A 17,815-nucleotide genomic window follows, 5' to 3' on the forward strand; every position below is an offset into this window, starting at 1 on the left:
TCTGAAAAACTTATTTGCCTTCTAATTGCTTCCATTTATTTTCCATAACAGGTGGCTCATAGTTTTGCATTAGTTTTAGTAGGTCGTCTGCATTTTCTGCAACAACAAATAATGATAGAGTATTTTCGTTCATAAATCCTTCTTTTACAGCATGTTTAAGCAAATCTAACACAGGACTAAAGAAGTTATCAACATTTAATAAACCAATTGGCTTATTGTGGATTCCAATTTGTGCCCAACAAATAATTTCAAATAATTCATCGAAAGTTCCAATTCCGCCCGGCAGTGCAATAAACCCATCGGACATCTCGTTCATTAAAGCTTTACGCTCATGCATTGATTCAGTCTCAATGAATTGCGTTAGTCCTTTATGGGCAACCTCTCCACGAAATAATCCACCAGGCATAATGCCAATGACATTTCCACCTTGTTTTAATACTTCATTTGCGATTTCTGCCATAATCCCTAATCTTGATCCACCATATATTAAATCTATATTATTACTAGCAAATAATGAACCTAGCTTTTTTGCTTGAAGACTAAATGACTCTCTATTCCCAAGATTTGAACCAGCATAAACACAAATTTTCTTCATAAAATGTCACTTCCTTCGATGTATTTTACTTTATTTTAACATATCTTTCGATTAGGATTGTAAAGATAAAGTTAACCAATTTTTTTAGGAGTTGAAAAAATGAATTTAGGTACCATTGGAACAAGCTGGATTACAGAAAGTTTTATCGAAGCTTCAAAGGATAGTAAATTGCTTAATTTAACTGCGATCTATTCTAGAAATGAAGAAACTGCAAGAGCATTTGCTACAAAGCACAACGCTCCTAAGTTTTTTACAAATATCGAAGAATTAGCAACAAGCCCTGATATTGACGTAGTATACATAGCTTCACCGAACTCTTTGCACTATGAACAAAGCATCTTATTATTAAAGAATAAAAAACATGTTATTTGTGAAAAACCAATTTTCTCAACAATTAATGAATTAGATCATGCCTTTAAAGTTGCAGAAGAAAATGGAGTTTATTTATTTGAAGCAATTCGTAACTTCCACTCACCAAATTTTACATCTTTAAAAGAAGGTCTAGAAAAAATCGGCCAAATTAGAAGTGCTAATCTGCATTATTTACAATACTCTTCTAAATATGATGCATTTCTTAGAGGCGAAAATCCAAATGTTTTCTCTCCCGAATTTTCTGGTGGGGCATTAGTCGATTTAGGAGTTTATCCAATTTATGTAGTGATTGGTTTATTTGGAAAACCAACCTCAGTAAATTACACACCTGTTAAATTGCGTACCGGTATAGATGGTAGTGGAACATTAGTATTAAATTATGAAAACTTTACTTGTAGCATCCAATGCTCTAAAGTCTCTCAATCATATATTGAAAGTGAAATTACAGGTGAAATTGGAACTTTAGTTCTTGATAAACCATCTCCAATTTCAAAAATCACTTTAATTAACCATAAATCTAAGCAACGAGAGTCATTAGAAGTTAGCCAAGTATCAAATGATATGCTGTATGAAATCCAAAATATTACTAGCATAATAAAAGAATCCAATCAAACAGAATATGAAAAATTAAAAGAGCTTAGCAAGCTAGTATTAACAGTAACCGAATCTGCGAGAAAGCAAGGCGGAATTGTTTTTGGAGTTGAAAGAAATTAATAAAAATACCAGTTATCCAATCAGTTGGATACTGGTATTTTTTCTTATTGCTTATTAAGCAATAGTGTTTTCTTCTTAAAAGTCCAAAAAGTAAACCTTGGTTATCAATAAAATAGGCGAAATAACCCATTTGAGGTATAGATTATTTATGTAGAAGCTGATTAAAAAGATTAATCAGCTTTATGATTTTTTAATATACAACAACCCATCCAACCCCTGGCACAAAGTACCATCTTCTACCATTCAGGATATAATATCCTCCATGCCAATAACCTCCTGGTCCAGGAAACCCATGTCCCGGCCCATATCCAGGTCCGTGCCCATGTCCCGGTCCATATCCAGGTCCGTGCCCATATCCAGGTCCATGTCCTGGCACTTGGCCATATCCAGGTCCATGTCCTGGCACTTGACCGTGTCCTGGCATTTGACCGTGTCCTGGCATTTGACCGTGCCCTTGACCTGGGCCATGTCCCTGTCCTTGGCCTTGGCCTGGTTGAGCATAACCCGGTCCAGGATATCGGCTATAAAGTTCATCAAATATCATGCACTCACCACCTAAATAGAATCATATCCCTATAGCTTATTAATTCTAATAATGGCATGAGCCAGTACTAAGACATTTAACTAATTTATTTTTTAAATTGATGGTTTTGCCTATAAGTTTAACCTATACTAAATACTTACCATAATTTAAGATTCAATATATTCCTCAAGCTCTTTATATAAAGCGGTACTTTTCAATTCTAATTCTTCAAGTTCTCGATGATAATTCTGTAAAATGTTTAAATCATTTTCAAGCAACATTTGTTTATTGATTTGACTGACTGCTTCTTCTAAAGAATAGATTTCATTTTCAATGTCTTCGATCGTTCGCATTTTTGTTTTTATTTTTATTGGTTTAGAATACGAATTTGTTTTAATCACTTTTTCTTTTTCTCTATTATTTCGATAGATCGTCATTTTTTCTTTTGCAATTTGGTAATCATCAATAAATTCGAAAATCCCACCATTGTCTAGCCAATAAATTTTTGAAAATAGCTTATTAATGAAATAACGGTCATGTGAGACAGAAAGAATCGTTCCGTTGAATTTCTCTAGAGCGTCTTCTAATACTTCTCTAGATTCAATATCTAAATGGTTAGTAGGCTCATCTACGATTAATAAATTAATGTCTTGATACATAAGTTGAGCCAATCTTAATCTCATTCTCTCTCCACCACTAAGTTGACTTACTTTTCGATAGACCATATAGCCATAAAATAAAAAGCCAGCTAATATATTACGTGCTTCACCTTCTGTAACATGTACTTCTTCTCTGAATTCCTGAAGTACGGTGTGATCCGAATGGACTGGTTCGTAATGTTGTGATAAATAACCGATTTTTACGTTACTACCAAGTTTAATTTTTCCTTCCTCGATTGATGATTGACCTAAAATCATCTTCAACAAAGTCGATTTACCCGTCCCGTTATCTCCTACAATAACTGCCCTTTCGCCATAGTATAAAGAAAAGTTAAGTTGATTAAATAAAACTTTGTCTACAAAGGATTTTGAAAGATTTTCTGCAACAATTACATCCTTGCCACTTCGACCAGATTCCTCTAATTGAAATGCCATTTTCTTTTTTTGTAATACCGGGCGTTTTAATCTCTCTATTCGTTCTAACGCTTTTTCCATACTTCTAGCTCTTCTGTGCAAACCAGCATTCGGTGGATTTGCTTGATTAGCCCATTCTCTTAAGCGTTTAATCGTTTCTTTCATTTTTTGTATTTTCTTTTGCTGCTCTTCATAAGCCTGGAAATCTTTTAGTAATTTATCTTCTTTTTGAATAACATATTGTGAATAGTTCGTATGGTAGACGTTAATTTCTCCATCTTCTAATTCTAAAATATGATTGACTACCTCATCTAAAAAATAACGATCATGCGAGATGACAATAATCGTTCCTTCATACTCCTTTAAGTATGAACCTAACCACTCAATAGCAGATAAATCTAAGTGATTCGTTGGTTCATCAAGTAATAGTAAATCAGGTTGTTGTAAAAGGACGATCCCTAATCCAATTTTTGTTTTTTCTCCACCACTTAAAGAAGCAAATTGCTTAGTAAGTAAGTCGGTGATTCCTAATCCATTAGCAATTTTCGCAAGTGAAGCTTCCATCTCATAACCACCGTTATTGCTAAACTTCTCTTGTAATGATCCATAACTGACTAGCAATTGTTCTAAAGTACGTTCATCTACTGTATTAGACATTTTCATTTCTAATTGCTTCATCTCATTTTCTATTTTTCGTAATTCTTCAAAAACAGTTAATAGTACATCCCTACTAGTCATCTCATCTAGAAAAACAGGAATCTGAGCTAAGTATCCTGTTTTTAATCCTTTTTTAAAATGAATTGAACCAGTATCAGGTGATTCTATACCCGTTAAAAGTTTAAAAATACTAGTTTTACCACTTCCATTTGCTCCAACTAAACCTACACGGCTACCTTGATGTATTTGAAATGATAATTCCGTAAAAAGTGAATTTCCACCAAACATTTTTGAAATTTTTTCTATACTACATGCAATCATGTTTAATTCTCCTTCTATTTTCCGTACCAATCCATAGAAAAAAGCCATAGATTAATGAACCCATCCATGGCTTAAATAATGATTTAAATAGAAGTGTATAATCACACAATTATTTTATCAATTGAAGTCGTAGGAAAGAGTACGTTTTCGTTTTATTTGAGTTGTTAAAAATGGACAGACCTATCCCGTTAACAGCTAAAAACGCAAATTTTGCACGACAATAATATAAAAACTCTATCATTTGTGCGCAAACCATTTGAAAACGTAACATCTTTTCTACACCTCCTTTTCGAACTTAAATTTATTTAAATTATAAAATATTTTAACTTTTAGCACAATACCTATTCTATTTGGCTATACTTAAAACTGTGACTTATTGTTAGCAATACATATTTAATTATTCAAAAGAAAGAGGAGAAAAAATGAAAAATATTTTACCTCATATTTACGTTGAAAACTGTAAAGAAGAACTAGAGTACTACAAACAAATCTTTGGTGGTGAAATAAAAAACACACAAACCGGCGATGGTATGGAAATGTTCAAAGGGCACGAAGGAAAATACATACACGCAGAATTACATATCAATGAAAACTGTGTAATTTATTTTGCAGATGCTTTTAGACCATTAATAAAAGGTGACAATGTTTGGACAACGCTAGACATGAGTTCTGAAGATGAAATTAATTCAATCTATGAAAAGTTATCAAAAGACGGAGAAATACATATGGAGCTTCAAGACACATTTTGGAATTCTAGATTTGCTGTTGTAAAAGATAAAAATGGATTTACTTGGGAGTTAAATTATTCTAAGCAAGTGTAACCGAAAAAAATAAAAGCGAAGAACTTAAATTCTTCGCTTTTTCTATCCTATTACAATTGGGTTAAAATGATTGGCTCGCCTTTTGTTACAACAATTGTATGTTCACATTGTGCAACTAAGCTCTTATCTGGCGTCACAAATGTCCAGCCATCTCCTGACTCGATAATGTGGTCTGCATTTGCAGAGATAAATGGCTCTACTGCTAATACAAGACCGTCCTTTAATAACGCTTTATCCATTGGATCGAAATAGCTTAATATATGTTGCGGGCTTTCGTGAAGGCTTTTTCCAATTCCGTGGCCAGTTAGGTTTTCAATTACATTTAAACCATTTTTCATTGCTTCATTATATACTGCTCTTCCAATTTGGTTTTGCTTTGAACCTGCTTTTGTTTTTTTCATTGCAGCCCAAAATGCATCTTCTGCAACTTTACAAAGTTTCTCTTTTAGTAAGTCACCTTTCCCAACTACAAAAGAGATTCCAGTGTCTGCATAGTATCCATCTAATGCTGCTGACACATCGACATTAACTAAATCGCCATCTTGAAGTACTCTGTCTCCCGGAATTCCATGAGCAACTTCTTCATTAACACTAATACATGTTGTACCAGGAAAATCATACTCTTTTTGTGGGGCTGAAGTTGCACCATGCTCCTCTAAAACTTGTCTTCCGATTTCATCTAATTCTTTTGTTGTCATTCCAACGACAGCTCTTGCCTTCATTTCTTCTCTCGCTAATGCTACGATACGACCGATCTTTCTTAAAGCTTCTAATTCTTGTTCATTATTGATAATCATTTTACTGCTCCTGATTCTTTTAATAATTTGACTTTCTTATATTATGCCATAATATTACTATGTTATAGTCTTTTAAGCACTTATACAAGACAAAAAAGGCAGGATTAATGGAAGAGGTTTAGGGGACGAGATCGATTTTAAGTGACTAAGGCACCTTTATTTAACCTTGAAACGTATAAGGAACCGATGACTCTAATAATTTTTCAATTCCCTCCTTATGATAGGGCATTAATTGATTTGCCGTTTGGAGATCCATCCATTTAATTTGTAAGATTTCCTCTTCACGTGAAATGACTAGATCTCCACCGATTATTTTTGCACTAAATGTAATCAAGATTGCATGATGTCCTCTTTCAGGAAAAAAGGCTTCATTAATCGCTACAATATTGCCTACTTCCACTTCTAATCCAGTTTCCTCAAACGCCTCTCGTACTGCTGCCTGTTTTAACGTTTCATTATCTTCAACAGCACCACCAGGTAAAGTCCATACTTCATTTTCATTTTGTACCATTAAAACACTTTTATTTACTTCATCATAGATAAGCGTATAGACCACATTGACCTTTTTCATTTTGTCACCTCTACTAGAACCTTAATATGCTTCGCACGGAATGCCATTATAACATCAATATTCAAACTTTTCAGTAAATCAAAGTAGCAAGTATTAAGAAACCGAACTTTCTGATGGATATGTTCTTTACACAAAAGTGGTAATTGGTATTGCCACAGTGGCTGTTACGATAATGGCGCTTGTTTTCTTTTTTTAAATTTTAATAAAAAAAAGCGTTCTTCGATAAAAAACGCTTTGTGTATTTTGAATTATATAAAAGTCTGTACAATCTTACCCTTTCCACCACTTACGTCTACTTCTGCAAATGCGCCATTAATTAATGTAATTTGAGGCGGCACATGCCCACAATCAATATCGTAAATTATTGGAATTTCTAATTCTTCCTTTAACTCATTATAAACATCTTCTATTGTATAGTTATCTACAGCTTGATTTGCAGCGCTCCGTCCAAATAATATCCCAGCGCAATTTTCAAACCATCCTGCAAGTTTCATTTGTACTAAGGATCTTCTAATATCAGTTGTATTCATTTCACAATTCTCGAAATACCAAATGATTGGTTCCTCTTCAATGTATTTACTTCTAAATGAACGTACATCTCCATAAGGAGTTCCGACAAGATGTCTAATCACATCAATACATCCACCTAGCAATCTTCCTTTGATATTCTCATCTTTATTCGATGTAGTTTTCCACTTTGTTTTTTCGGACAAATGAAATACATATGGTGTTGGATTTTCATGTTGCCATTTTGCTTGGAATAATTCTGATGAAGTTTGAGTGATCGAGTCACCGGATTTAGTTGCTAATACCTTCTGCCACATAGCCGTTGTTTCATCGGAATATTCTCCTCTTAAATCGATTAAATTCGTTCCGTGTGCAGTAGCTACCCCTGTTGTTAAAGTAAATGCTAATAAAATAATACTCGTATCAGAATATCCTAAAATCCATTTTTCTTTGAAGCTTTCGAATGCCAATTGATCAAGAATTTCGATTGCAAGCTCTCCACCCCATGGAGGAAAAATGAAATCTATTTTCTCATCATTCATCATTACATTTAATTCATTTGCACGTTTGTTAGCGTTCGCTGATTTTGCTTTGTCCTGCGTCCAAACAACTTCTCCACATTCCACTTTATATCCACCTTTTTCCATGCGGTTAATGGACTGCTTCATCAATTCATGGAACTGTTCTTTTAAGCCTGATGATGGTGCGGTCACCCCTATCGTTGCACCACTTTTTAAAACTGGATACTTGATCATCTTACCACCCATTTTCTTTTAATTGATTCTAATAGAATACGAAGGGATATACAACCAAAATTTCTAAATTCTGGATTATTCATAATTCCTACCCGATTTTCATTTTACTTTCATAAAACTTGTTTACATTATATTTAAATCCAGTAAGGAGGATTATGTAATGGAATCAATTGAACAAAAGCAAACAAATAAGACAACAAGTGCACCAATACAAAATATATTTAAAAAAGTTCCAGAGGTAACAATCTTTTTCTGGCTTACTAAATTGGTAACGACTGGTATGGGCGAAGTTTTTTCCGATTATATTGTAAAAACTTTAACACCAGTAATAGGTGTTGCAGTAGCTTTAATCGTCCTAATTCTATCTTTATACTTACAATTTAAAGTCCGTAAATATGTACCTAGTATTTATTGGTTAGTTGTCGTAATGATTAGTGTATTTGGTACAGTAGCCGCAGACGTTGTACACGTTGGTCTTGGGGTTCCGTACGTGATATCAACCGTATTTTTTGCAGTCTCGTTGGCAATTATTTTTATGATTTGGTATAAGATGGAGAAAACTCTTTCTATCCACAGTATATACACACGACGCCGTGAGATTTTATATTGGTCGGTCGTTATGGGAACTTTCGCATTAGGAACTGCAGCTGGCGATATGACTGCCTCAACAATGCATTTAGGTTATTTTACATCAGGTTTACTGTTTGCAGCTTTATTGGCAATACCCGTTATTGGTAGAAAATTCTTCAAGCTAAATGAAATTTTCTCATTCTGGTTTGCTTACATTATGACTAGACCTGTTGGTGCGTCGTTTTCTGACTGGAGTTCTGTATCTCAAAAGCACGGTGGACTTGGATTTGGTGGTGGGCCAGTAAGTCTAGTATTATCAATTATCATCATTATCCTAGTTGGATATCTTTCTTTTTCAAAGAAGGATGTACAAAATGAAGATGATGTTGTCGCCCAATCTACAATCGCTTAATAACATATTAAAGAAAAGAGCTGATGTTGAAATATTGTCATCAGCTCTTTTCTAATTTTATTATTATATTAGATTGTGTATCGCAATCAACACCAATATAATTCCACTAATAATGGAACTAAATTGTCCAAGCGACCATCCACCAATTTTCACATTGGCGACTTTTTTTCCTAACAGGACCCCTAACCAAATTGCCAAAAAGCTAAAAATACTGGCCGCTATCGATATTGCAAATGGTGAAAGTCCAATTAATCCAACACCTAAGCCGTTCGTAAGTGCATTCATTGAAACAGCATTCCCTAATATGATTGCTTCAAAACTACTTATATCTCCTGAATGGTCAACATCGGCTTTCTCTGGTGAACTTAAATAATTTGTAACGATATTTGAAACTGATTCGTCATCATTATTTATTATGGTCTGTTTATCTTTTCTTGGAAAAGTAAGTAGAACAATTCTAAGTCCAATTACCAGTAAAAAAAATGCACCGATTACATTCGAAAGTGTTCCTGGAAACACTTTTGAAATATATTGACCTGAAACAATACCTGCTTCACTGAAAATAAACGCTATGATGGAAATAATTAAATTCGCTAATAAACCAACCTTTATACCTCGAATTCCATAAGTTATTCCTACTCCAAAATTATCAATACTAGATGAAAAGGCAAGAAATAAAACAGTGATCCAAATTGAATAATGCATAGTATATGCTCCTTACTTCATCCTTTTTCCGACAAAAGTTATTTGCCTAGCTTTTTATAACCTATGAAGAATTTATGATTAGTCAACTTGTTCAAAGTTTAAAAATTTACTAATAAAAAGATTATGAGAGTATAGACTTTTTAATGAACCTTATAAAAATGCTGAAACAAAAAGAGGTAAATGAGCTTTTACTCATTTACCTCTTTTTTTCTATATACTGATTTAGATGTTAATATACTTAGTTCATATAATAAAATTAACGGAATTGAGACAGAAATATGTGAAATAAAGTCTGGTGGTGAAATACAACACGCGACGATTACTAAGATAAAATATGCATATTTTCTCACTTTCTGTAAATAACTAGGCTTCACAATGCCGATTTTTGTTAAGAACATGATCACGACTGGCATATCAAAAAATGCAGCAAATGGAACGACTAGATTAAAAAGAAAAGAGAAATACTTATCAACAGTGTAGTTTTGTTCAAGCATACCTTGTCCCATTATCGTTAGGAATCTAAGGATATTAGGAAATACAAAATAATAGCCAATAACTAATCCAAAAACAAACAGAAAAAATAGCGCGGGGATATAAAATCCTATCCCTTTTTGTTCAGAAGGATGTAAACCCGGTTTAACAAATAACCAAGTTTGCCAAGTTGCAACCGGTATCGTAAAAACGGCCGCAAAAACGGCAGATATCGAAAAATAGACCCATAATATATCCCCAGGACTTAGCACGACTAGTTTATATGTTAAATCCTTTGTTAAGAATTTATAAATGGGTTCTACATAAACGAGCCCAATTATAAATAGAACAATAAAAGTAACTGCTGTAATGATAATTCTTTTACGCAGTTCCTCAAGATGATCGACTACTTCCATTTCTTTATTCATATGAATTCTCCGCTTTGTCATTTACTAGAACAATTGTATTAAATACTTTTTTATCCCACTATGATTATTTCAAACAAATACAATTAGTTCAAATTAAAATTTCTTAATAAAAAACATGATATAAAAACAGATACTAATGATAGTAAATTGATTTTTAAATATGAGTAAGTTAGATAGGAAAATTAACTCAACAAAAAATCACTAATAAAAAAATAAGTGTAATGTATTTATTTTCACTTATTTTTTTATTAGTGATATTAAACTAAAATCACAAGTTAATTATCCCTTACCTAATGGAACGACTAGTGGTGTATTGGCAACTGGATCATCAATTATTATGCACTTTAAACCGAAGACTTCTTCGACTAGTTTTGCAGTGATAATCTCCCGTGGATCTCCTTGTGCAATCACTTGGCCATCCTTCATAGCGATAATATTATCTGCATATCTCGCAGCATGATTCAAATCATGTAAAACAGCAACTAATGTATTTCCTTGTTGATTTAGATCTTTAAATAACTCTAACAACTCAATTTGATGAGCAATATCAAGGTAAGTCGTTGGCTCATCAAGTAGCAGCATTGGTGTTTGTTGGGCAAGTACCATCGCGACCCAAACTCTTTGTCTTTGTCCTCCGGATAGTTCATCTACGTATCGATGTGACAAATCGCTCGTATTTGTAAGCTCCATCGCAGATATTACTGCTGCTTCATCTTCATCAGTCCATTGTCTTATAAGACTCTGATATGGATATCGACCATGTGCAATCAAATTCGCCACCGTTATTCCGTCTGGAGCTGTTGAAGATTGAGGTAATAGACCTAGTTTACGAGCTACTTCCTTTGACTTATAAGATGTTATAGCTTTACCATCTAGTAAAATTTGCCCTTCAGATGGTTTTAACAAATTTGAAAGTGTTCGAAGTAAAGTTGATTTCCCACATCCATTAGGACCAACAATTACTGTAAATGATCCGTCTGGAATTTGTACTGAAAGGTTTCTGGATATTACCCGATTATCGTATTTGATTGTAATGTTTTCTGTCCAAAGTCTAGACTCTGTTTGTATTGTCTTTTGGCTTTGAATTTCTGCCGCTGTTAACTTCATAATTCATTTTCAACTTCTTTCAATCAGAATATCGTAATACTTGAAACCCCTTGTGAGAAAGGTCCTACTAAACCTTGTTCATTTTTATTTCGTTTAAGTTGCTGATCGAGCTTGACGAAATAATAGCCACACTAAATATATTCCACCTAATGATAAAGTTACCACACCTACCGGAAAAATTGTTCCTGGAATTACTCTTTGCGCGAGAACATCCGCTCCAAGCAAAAGAAACGCTCCCATCATTGCTGCTGGTAAAATACTCTCCTCTGATTTGGTGATACGTTTAGCGATTTGTGGTGCAACAAGCGCTACAAAACTAACTGGCCCAATAACCGCTGTCGGAGCAGCCGTCAATGCAACTGCAATAAGAATCAGTAATAGTTGGGATCGTTCAATTCGAACACCATGAGATTTCGCAGCATCCATGCCAAACTCCATTTCACGTAATGGTCTATTCATGATCCCAGCACAAATAATGAGAATAATGACAGCAATGGCTGGAGTAACTACTTGGTTCCAATCAATCCCATTTAATGAACCAACTCCCCAAGCCGCTGCAGTTAACGCAACCTCTGCATCACTTTTAATAAGGAGCATCGAATTGATACTTCCTAAGATCGCCGAAACTGCTATTCCGACGATAATAAGGCGAAAGTTCTGCGTTCCTTTTCGAAAAGCAAGCAAATAGATAAGGAGAGCCGTTGCGAATCCACCAATCAAAGCCCCACCAGCTACACTAATGTTAGAAGTCGACTTAGAAACAAGAAGCACAATAAGTGCTCCAGTATAAGAGCCTGAGGTAAAACCAATGATATCAGGAGACCCTAATGGATTCCGAGTAATTGATTGAAAGATCATGCCACTTATTGCTAAACCTGCTCCAAAAACAATCGCAGCCACCACCCGTGGTAACCGCCATTCGACCACAACTGTTCTCGTCATCCCTGTCGCTTGGCCAATTAAAGCAGAACAAACTTCATGAACACTCAATTTCAGTGTGCCTACCATTAATGCAAACATTGCAATTGCAATCGTGGCTATAAGAAGGATTGTCGTAACAATCATGCTCCTCACATCAATTCGCGCCTTTACAGGCCATTTCAGTTGTAGATAGTGCCTGCCATAATTAATGGGGCGCATAATATTCACTCCTTCTTACATTCAAACCTTTGCCACAAATCATTTTCATTTTATAATCCACTCGCTTTTCGTCTACGAACAAGAATCAGTAGAATCGGTGCACCAACTAGTCCCGTGATGATTCCTACTGGAACTTCTGAAGGTAACAATACAACTCTACCAATAATATCTGAAAGGATGAGTATGATAGGTGCTGCTACTATTGAGTATAGAAAAATCCAGAATTGGTCTGGACCGACGAACCATCGCACACAATGTGGCACCATTAAACCTATAAAACCAATTGGTCCCGCTATCGCAGTTGCCCCGCCAGCTAATAGTGTAATTGCAATCAAACCTACTGCACGAGTCACACCAACATTTACTCCTAAAGAGGATGCACGATCATCTCCGAAGGCAATCGCGTTTAATGCAGGAGTAATGACAAAAGCTAATAATGCACCAACGATTAAAATGGGTAGAACAAGCCAAAGGTCATCAAGACTTCTCCTAGCTAATGTCCCAACACTCCAGTTCAACATTCGTGCAAATGCCTTACTATTTATTAATGTCAATGATGTAGTAATCCCACTTAAGGTGGCCCCAAGTGCTACTCCAGCAAGTGTAATTTGTACAGGTGTGGGAGCTTTTTTACCAGCTCCTCCACTTATAACATACACAGCAATTGTCGCAATTAATGCACCAGTTAGTGCAAACCACATATAGGCAGACATCGATGTAACAGAAAATACACCAACTCCGATTGCAACTGCAAAGGCTGCCCCAGCATTTACACCGAGAATACCAGGGTCCGCTAATGGATTTCTAGTCAGTACCTGGATTAATGCTCCAGCAAGTCCAAATGCAGGTCCAACGATTAGTGCAATAAGTGTTCGTGGTATCCTCGAATTATGAATGATTGTGTGGTCATAGCTATTGTTTGGTGAAAACAACGCATCCCATACTACTCCAAAAGGTATGGATTTAGCACCAATCATTAAACTTAAGAACACTACAGCTACCAAAAGTAATAGTGCTACGATGAAGCCCAAAAATCGTTGCAACCGCATTGAAGTAATTGTCTTTTTATTTTCCTCAACTACTTGAGTCGTTTTGTTTTTTGGTTGCTTCATCGCTGTCACTGTTTTACTCCCCGCCTTCTAATGCTTTTTTAAACTGTTGTGGTAAATTATCGATTGCCCATAATAATGCAGGAACCGTTCCTGTTGAAAATGCGTTTGATGAATTTGTATCAAGAATAATTGATCTTCCATCTGCTACTGAAGGAATCTTCTGATATAGTTTATTATTTGTTATCTCTTTTGGATCAACAAAAATAGGTAAAACAATCGTAAGATCAGCATTTAATAAGTCTAACTTTTCGTCAGCAACTTTAATAAAGAAATTACCTTTAGCTAATTTTTCAATCTCTTCCTTGTTTTTGAATCCAAGTCGCGTTACAAAATCAACACGAGAATCGCCTTTTACGTATGCACCAAAACCTGAAGAATCGTAAGCACCAACAGCAACCGTTTTACCTGCAAATTCAGGATTTGCCTTAGCTGCTTTATCAAATGCCACATCTACATCCTTAAGTAGTTCTTCACCTTTATCAACTTTACCAAGGGCTTGTGCAATCATTCGCACCTGGTCTGTAGTAGTCGTTAAATAATTATCTCCACCCTTAGGAACCCCTACCGTTGGAGCGATCTCTGAAAGGCGTTTGTATCGTTCTTCATCACCTGAAGATTTTACATCAAGAATTAAATCTGGTTTAAGAGAAGCAATTTTCTCATAATCAAGTTCCATTGTTCCAAGAATCGTTGGTGATTTTTTATATGCACCTTTTAACCAAGGTCCTACACCGTCACCACCAAAAGCAAGCCAGTCACTTGCACCAATTGGTTCAACTCCAAGACTTAGTGCCGTCTCTGCATCTCCCCAACCTAGAGCAACAACACGTTTCGGTTGCCCTTTGATCTCTACTTTACCGAATTTAGTATCAACTGTGACAGCCGATTCATTTGAAGACTTTTTATCAGACTTTTTACTTGAATCTGACGAACAGCCAACTAGACCAATCAATAAAAATAAAGACATAAAAATCCCAAGCAATTTGGGCATTTTGATATTACTAATCATTTCGTTCTCTCCTTAATTAACATTGAAGTTGATAATCATTTTCAATCATTAATTATACTAAAGCGACTTTTAATGTCAATATATTCCCATCATTGTTACAGAACTTTCAGAATTATCCACTTATCAGCTTTAATTATTTAATTAAGTGCCACTATTCTTATCTTCCATTTATTTACAACACTATGTACTTTAGCATTAACTTTTTATTTCATCTCATTATATTATAATAACATTTTTTTAACATAAAAGAATCAAAATTTGCTAAAATGGACCTCCCCATTATAAATAAGAAGCATTAATTAATTAGTATTAAGTAAATAGTTAAGAGCCTTTCAGTTAAAACACAATAAAAACAAAAGTCAGTAGCTGAACGGCCACTGACTTTTAAAAACTATCGAAAAACCCTTAATATCTTTACTTTCCTTGCTTAAGCTTAATGTAGTTTTCTTGTAGCTGCTCTAAACGCAACTTACCTTGTTCACGTTGAATTTTATTTTCTTCTTCAATCGCTTTCGTTTCTTGCATACCTTTCATAATGATATTCCAAGTTTCTTCCATCGTCTCGATCTTAATGCTAGGAGCTCCTGATAATTTAGCAATATCTACACTTTGCTGTGAAATTGTATTGGCATTACGTAATAATAGTTCGTTTGTTCTCTTATCTAACTCATTCATTGATTGAGCTACTAAATTTTGTCTCTTAGCTGCTATTGCATTAATTAATGCAGTTTTAAATATTGGAATTGTTGTTACAAAGGCTGAGTTAATTTTACCAATCAGTTTCGTATTACCACGTTGTAATAAACGAATTTGCGGAGCTGATTGATAAGCAACTTGTTTTGCCATTTCTAAATCGTAAGTACGTTGTTCAAGTAACTCAATCGCATTTTTTAATGAATCCAACTCCATCATAGCAAGTTGATTACCTGATCCAGCTCGTTCAGTTAAAGCAGGAAGCTGTGTTTTTAACTCTTCTGCTTTCATTTCTGCAGCTACAATATATTTTTCTAAGTCTATATAATATGCTACGTTTTGCTCGTAAAGTTGTTCTAATGTATTTGTAGATGTTTTCATTTCGTGTTCATACTTTGTAATTTCTACATAGACTTTATCAATTTCAGTACCCATTGATTGATATTTATCAAATAATTTATCAATTAACTTTTGACCACGATTAAAAATTTTTGAAAGAAACCCTTTTTCTTCTGCAAAATCTTTCGCATCGAAGCGGTCCATAATTTTCCCTAATTGTTTTAATAGAACGCTAGATTCTTCCATACTTGAAGCCTTAATTGTATTTAATATTTTACCTGAGAAGGTTGAAATTTCAGTTGCTGGTTCTTTCCCGTACTCCAATAAAGCTATTTGGTTTTTATGATCTATTGAACTAGCTAAACGGTGTACCTCAGGTTCATTTCTTAATTGCAATTTCATATCATTTGCATTCGCTTGTAAAATTTCATCTTGCTTTTCTAAACTAGTAAGTGTATTTATCGACATTTTAAGTTCCCCTTTTATTTAACTATTTTTCTAAATAGATTTTTAATTAGTGACTGTCCTGATGCTCGCAACACTTGAAATTCAGTATCAAAAGTAACTTCATCTAGCCAATGGGAATCGAATAATTTGTCATCTACAAATAATTCGATATCATTCTGACCCGTAGGATTAAGTAATACTAGATCCACTCCAAACTCATTTAATAATAGCAGTAGTGCTGCGTCGTTTCTATTTAGTTCACCATCTCTTTCTGTATTATAAATAATTAATTTTGGAACTTGTTGGGTGTAATCAAACTGTTGAAGTAATCTTAATATTTCATTTGGTATATTCATAGATTGGCTAAATAAAAATAGTTGTGTCTGAGCCTTTGTTTCATTTGGTAATAACTTAATATTTGCTCGGTCAACATATCTAGATATAGCAGAAGCTAGACCAAACTGTAATCCGCTTGGAAGTTCTTTATATCTCCACCAGTTACTAGCCAACATCTTATGGGGGTCAAGCAGCCCGTCACGTCCTAAAGCATTTTGATAATGATATTGTTGGTTGCCTTTAACTAATTGAGTAAATGGAAATTTATCTATTTTAAGGGTTAAACTGCTTTCAGTTAGTTGGCCAACCTTTTCCCAATATTCACGGTGGTTTTTCGTCACACCTAAAATCTTCATAAAGAAAACCGGTATTTCAACACTATTGTCTTTTACTTGAAAATTAGGACGTAACATTGCTCTTTCTTTATGTAAAATGAAAAGTTCATCAAAGGTTGTTTTTAACGTAATTGATCTTGGAGCATAATTTCTAAATTGCCATGGTTTAAATAATAGTGAATCCTCAGTATGCAATAATTTCTCAATTTCCTTTGTTGCTCTATGAGCAACTGTACTCTTCCTAACTGGCTTTTCTAGTGGAAAAGGTACTAAAGATGTCGTTGAAGGTAGTATTTTAATTCCGTCGCTATTAGTGCCTAATAAATGCGCTAATAAATCTTTACCTTCAGGGTGAAATATAGCTACATCAAACCCTAAAAGGATTAGTAAGTAAAGGAAATAGCTTTCACTTAACGTTGTGTCACCATACCATAAGATCAGTGGAGAACGATTAGGAAAACCCTCAATCCATTCATTTACATGGTTATGCAACCATTTCACTAAATCAACTATGATCCTTCTAAAATTGCTATCAAGGAATCCATTTTTTTGTGAATCTTTAAAGGTAGATAATACAGATTTAATTTGCTCTCGAATATGTATATGTATGTTCTGATTTTCGTGCTTCGGAATTAATCGCTCACCTTCAAGGAATGCAATTAGTCTGTTCACTGACAATCCATTTTCAGCAGTATTTATTGTGACTATTCTTTGAACTGCTTGCAACATATCATTCGAAATTGTCTTGTTTAAATCATCGCTTAATAGAATGACATTTAAAGATTCGTCATGTGCTAGTTCATATAAGTTTTCAAAATACTCGTCTTCATCAATGTTTGTTCCTAAAATTCGCCATGCAATTTGATTAAACTGTATGGTTTCACCTTCTACTTGATAAGATTGTCTTAATTTCAAAGGTTGTTTCAAGATACTCAACCACTCATGTTGATTAATATCTATTGCTTTTGGGTTGATCGCAGACATATAGATACTCCTTTCCGATGT

Annotated in this window: 18 protein-coding genes; 3 read left to right on the forward strand and 15 right to left on the reverse strand. The window is 34.5% G+C overall.

Features of this window, described 5'->3' with window-relative positions:
* Positions 1-10: 10 nt before the first annotated feature.
* Positions 11-595, reverse strand: coding sequence for a TIGR00730 family Rossman fold protein (locus tag BED47_RS18425; protein ID WP_069034867.1), 585 nt, complete (start codon positions 593-595; stop codon positions 11-13).
* A 99-nt stretch (positions 596-694) separates the two neighbouring features.
* On the opposite strand from BED47_RS18425, the gene BED47_RS18430 reads away from it, so the two are divergent.
* Positions 695-1,681 carry a Gfo/Idh/MocA family protein gene (locus BED47_RS18430; RefSeq protein WP_069034868.1) on the forward strand — a complete coding sequence of 329 codons (987 nt, stop codon included), beginning with the start codon at positions 695-697 and terminating at the stop codon, positions 1,679-1,681.
* 190 nt (positions 1,682-1,871) lie between these two features.
* Here BED47_RS18430 and BED47_RS18435 read toward each other — a convergent pair whose 3' ends face one another.
* The 3 genes from BED47_RS18435 to BED47_RS24450 all read right to left on the reverse strand — a co-directional run bounded on the left by BED47_RS18435 (position 1,872) and on the right by BED47_RS24450 (position 4,526).
* Positions 1,872-2,225, reverse strand: coding sequence for a hypothetical protein (locus BED47_RS18435; protein WP_069034869.1), 354 nt, complete (start codon positions 2,223-2,225; stop codon positions 1,872-1,874).
* A 146-nt stretch (positions 2,226-2,371) separates the two neighbouring features.
* Positions 2,372-4,255, reverse strand: coding sequence for a ribosomal protection-like ABC-F family protein (abc-f, locus tag BED47_RS18440; protein WP_069034870.1), 1,884 nt, complete (start codon positions 4,253-4,255; stop codon positions 2,372-2,374).
* 109 nt (positions 4,256-4,364) lie between these two features.
* Positions 4,365-4,526, reverse strand: a complete 162-nt coding sequence (locus tag BED47_RS24450; RefSeq protein ID WP_368072860.1) for an RAxF-45 family protein — start codon at positions 4,524-4,526, stop codon at positions 4,365-4,367.
* Positions 4,527-4,677: 151 nt separating this feature from the next.
* Here BED47_RS24450 and BED47_RS18445 point away from each other — a divergent pair, with 151 nt between their 5' ends.
* Positions 4,678-5,076 (forward strand): VOC family protein, encoded by a 399-nt coding sequence (locus BED47_RS18445; protein WP_069034871.1) that lies wholly within the window; start codon positions 4,678-4,680, stop codon positions 5,074-5,076.
* 50 nt (positions 5,077-5,126) lie between these two features.
* Here the strand turns inward: BED47_RS18445 and map are convergent, their stop codons facing one another.
* From map to BED47_RS18460, 3 genes are all read right to left on the reverse strand, one after another.
* On the reverse strand, positions 5,127-5,873 hold the full coding sequence (gene map / locus BED47_RS18450) for a type I methionyl aminopeptidase (RefSeq protein WP_025671231.1): 747 nt from the start codon (positions 5,871-5,873) through the stop codon (positions 5,127-5,129).
* A gap of 160 nt (positions 5,874-6,033) precedes the next feature.
* Positions 6,034-6,444, reverse strand: a complete 411-nt coding sequence (locus BED47_RS18455; RefSeq protein ID WP_069034872.1) for an NUDIX hydrolase — start codon at positions 6,442-6,444, stop codon at positions 6,034-6,036.
* A gap of 248 nt (positions 6,445-6,692) precedes the next feature.
* Complete coding sequence (locus BED47_RS18460) at positions 6,693-7,706, reverse strand: S66 family peptidase (protein WP_069034873.1); 1,014 nt, start codon at positions 7,704-7,706, stop codon at positions 6,693-6,695.
* 160 nt (positions 7,707-7,866) lie between these two features.
* On the opposite strand from BED47_RS18460, the gene BED47_RS18465 reads away from it, so the two are divergent.
* On the forward strand, positions 7,867-8,688 hold the full coding sequence (locus BED47_RS18465; protein ID WP_069034874.1) for a COG4705 family protein: 822 nt from the start codon (positions 7,867-7,869) through the stop codon (positions 8,686-8,688).
* 63 nt (positions 8,689-8,751) lie between these two features.
* Here BED47_RS18465 and ytaF read toward each other — a convergent pair whose 3' ends face one another.
* The 8 genes from ytaF to BED47_RS18505 form a co-directional block, all read right to left on the reverse strand.
* The gene (gene ytaF, locus BED47_RS18470) at positions 8,752-9,393 is read right to left on the reverse strand and encodes a sporulation membrane protein YtaF (protein ID WP_069034875.1); all 642 of its coding nucleotides are present in this window, start codon (positions 9,391-9,393) and stop codon (positions 8,752-8,754) included.
* Between the two features lie 188 nt (positions 9,394-9,581).
* A complete protein-coding gene (gene tatC / locus BED47_RS18475; protein WP_254664620.1) occupies positions 9,582-10,292 on the reverse strand; it encodes a twin-arginine translocase subunit TatC in 711 nt (236 codons plus the stop codon).
* 279 nt (positions 10,293-10,571) lie between these two features.
* A complete protein-coding gene (locus tag BED47_RS18480; RefSeq protein WP_069034877.1) occupies positions 10,572-11,399 on the reverse strand; it encodes an ABC transporter ATP-binding protein in 828 nt (275 codons plus the stop codon).
* Positions 11,400-11,492: 93 nt separating this feature from the next.
* Positions 11,493-12,539, reverse strand: a complete 1,047-nt coding sequence (locus tag BED47_RS18485; RefSeq protein ID WP_069034878.1) for a FecCD family ABC transporter permease — start codon at positions 12,537-12,539, stop codon at positions 11,493-11,495.
* Between the two features lie 50 nt (positions 12,540-12,589).
* Positions 12,590-13,651, reverse strand: a complete 1,062-nt coding sequence (locus BED47_RS18490) for a FecCD family ABC transporter permease (protein WP_254664627.1) — start codon at positions 13,649-13,651, stop codon at positions 12,590-12,592.
* Positions 13,652-13,664: 13 nt separating this feature from the next.
* Entirely contained in the window at positions 13,665-14,660 is a 996-nt protein-coding gene (locus BED47_RS18495) for an iron-siderophore ABC transporter substrate-binding protein (protein ID WP_069034880.1), read from the reverse strand.
* 414 nt (positions 14,661-15,074) lie between these two features.
* Entirely contained in the window at positions 15,075-16,160 is a 1,086-nt protein-coding gene (locus tag BED47_RS18500) for a toxic anion resistance protein (RefSeq protein WP_069034881.1), read from the reverse strand.
* 14 nt (positions 16,161-16,174) lie between these two features.
* Positions 16,175-17,794 carry a YceG family protein gene (locus BED47_RS18505; protein ID WP_069034882.1) on the reverse strand — a complete coding sequence of 540 codons (1,620 nt, stop codon included), beginning with the start codon at positions 17,792-17,794 and terminating at the stop codon, positions 16,175-16,177.
* Positions 17,795-17,815: the final 21 nt, after the last annotated feature.

This window comes from Gottfriedia luciferensis (genome assembly GCF_001712755.1).
Taxonomy (GTDB): Bacteria; Bacillota; Bacilli; order Bacillales; family Bacillaceae_G; genus Gottfriedia; species Gottfriedia luciferensis_B.